1 protein-coding gene and 3 pseudogenes are annotated in these 1,065 nt (G+C 37.6%); all 4 read right to left on the bottom strand.

Translation table 11 applies throughout. The annotated features are described in order from the left end of the window. Positions 1-113 (bottom strand): annotated as a pseudogene (locus tag F890_RS19390) (IS6 family transposase); the annotation flags it as partial. 46 nt (positions 114-159) lie between these two features. Beyond that, positions 160-348 (bottom strand): cation efflux transmembrane domain-containing protein, encoded by a 189-nt coding sequence (locus F890_RS02700; RefSeq protein WP_004281886.1) that lies wholly within the window; start codon positions 346-348, stop codon positions 160-162. A gap of 362 nt (positions 349-710) precedes the next feature. After that, a pseudogene (locus F890_RS18890) lies at positions 711-890 on the bottom strand (recombinase family protein); the annotation flags it as partial. Between the two features lie 52 nt (positions 891-942). Further along, positions 943-1,065, bottom strand: a pseudogene (locus F890_RS17920) (IS6 family transposase); the annotation flags it as partial.

Genomic DNA, 1,065 nt, shown 5'->3' with positions numbered 1-1,065 from the left:
CGTTCAGCGAGCATTTCTTGAAGTTCACGATAGCTGATGCCATATTTACAATACCAACGAACAGCCCAAAGAATGATTTCACCTTGAAAGTGCCGACCGTGGAAGGGATTCATCTGCTGTATCTCGAAATAAATAAGATATTTAGCTTATCATGTCAGCCTATTTGCAACAGTGCCAAAGTAACCCCCCGACATCAGTTAAGTTATGCCCTGCATCTGCCAGTAAGGCCATAGAGCCCGTATGCCAGCCATAAATTGCTTCAATTGCCACGAATCCTAAATTTAATACAATACCTATTGCAAAAGCAGTTCCATAATTGACTGTCCCGTGGATATGAGAATGAGACATAATCAGTAAATATTCCAAAGAAATTATTATTAGTAATTAAAGCATTTTAAACTTCAAAGCAATTTCTTATTTTTCAAAGGAATCTTATAGCAACCGGCTATATACCAAGAATAGTAAACGTAACTCAGATATCCCTTCACTAACAGGTTCAGTATCTCCGAAATTTCTATCTTCTACATAGTCAATCCGAACTCGTATTCGTCTTTTAGCTTGTTGATCTTTTAATTTATAAAAATAAAAAATCAAATACTTAGTGTAAATTTGGTATTCTAAAAGCGGACATTTTTACTTTGGAGAAACCGGACATTTATATTTTGGGCTTACATAAGCTAAACTAAATATAGTCGTAAATTTCAATTGAGTTATTCATCGGCTTTTAAATAACGGTATACCGCTTGGCGACTAATTCCAAATGCCTGGCCTAATGCCATTTTTGAAGGATACTTCCCTTCCTTCCATGCTTGTCGCAAAGCGTCAGCTTGATCAGGCTTCAATTTATGTACCCGGCCTTTGTACTTCCCTTGAGCCGAGGCGAGTTTAATGGCACTGTTGCAAATAGAGATTTGAGTCGATGATGTTCCCTTTAAAAAGTACTTAGAGACTGAAAACCCTGTTGATTAGACACACTTCACCCTGAGGCTGACCATAATAAAATGACGATGCTTGTCCTTTACGTAGTGCACGCATGACTTCAATACCTTTAATTGTGGCATAAGC

The organism is Acinetobacter sp. CIP 64.7, assembly GCF_000369745.1.
In the GTDB taxonomy this organism is placed as follows: Bacteria; Pseudomonadota; Gammaproteobacteria; order Pseudomonadales; family Moraxellaceae; genus Acinetobacter; species Acinetobacter fasciculus.
The sequence above is the reverse complement of the archived record's forward strand: the minus strand, read 5'-3'. Positions and strand labels throughout refer to the sequence as shown.

What these genes read in the sequence shown, in the direction of transcription:
- F890_RS02700 (WP_004281886.1), bottom strand. Translation starts at nt 348, where the DNA reads ATGTCTCATTCTCATATCCACGGGACAGTCAATTATGGAACTGCTTTT.